Below are 525 nucleotides of genomic sequence, written 5' to 3' on the forward strand. Positions count from 1 at the left end.
CTTCAGCGCCGGCGCAAGTACTGCGAACTGGCCGAGTATTCATAGCGCCGCGGCGCCAAGTGGCAAGTACATCGCGGGCAGCCGGGGCAATTCATAGAAGCGCATCAGCGCCAGATTCAGTCCGTAGGCCAGCACCAGGCCTGCGGCGACGCCGACGCTCACGATCATGAAATTTTCGATCTGGAAGTAGCGAAGCACGTCCCATCGTGTTGCTCCCAATGCGCGGCGGATACCGATCTGCTTGCGGCGCTGCTCCACCCAGTAGCTCGCCAACCCGCCGATGCCGAGTGCAGTAGCACCGAGGAGCGCGGCGATGACGCCCGCCAGAAGTCCCATCATCACCGTTGCATCATGGAAGAACTCTGTACGGAGCTCACTCAACGTTCGACTGGCGGATTGATCGAAGACCACATCAGGGGCGGCAGATGACACCACCCTTGCTACTTGGCCAAATACCCGCGGGAGATCGTCGGGCATTGCTCGAACGATGTAACGTCCTGCAAGGTATGGCCCAGGACTTGCTGG

At 60.6% G+C, this 525-nt stretch carries 1 protein-coding gene; it reads right to left on the reverse strand.

Translation table 11 applies throughout. From position 1 onward, the window contains the following. Positions 1–39 precede the first annotated feature (39 nt). Positions 40–525, reverse strand: a 486-nt coding sequence (locus AAE045_RS24285; protein WP_455549850.1) for an ABC transporter permease, incomplete at its 5' end; no start/stop codon positions are given.

Origin of the sequence: Dryocola clanedunensis (genome assembly GCF_038405435.1) — a bacterium.
In the GTDB taxonomy this organism is placed as follows: Bacteria; Pseudomonadota; Gammaproteobacteria; order Enterobacterales; family Enterobacteriaceae; genus Dryocola; species Dryocola clanedunensis_A.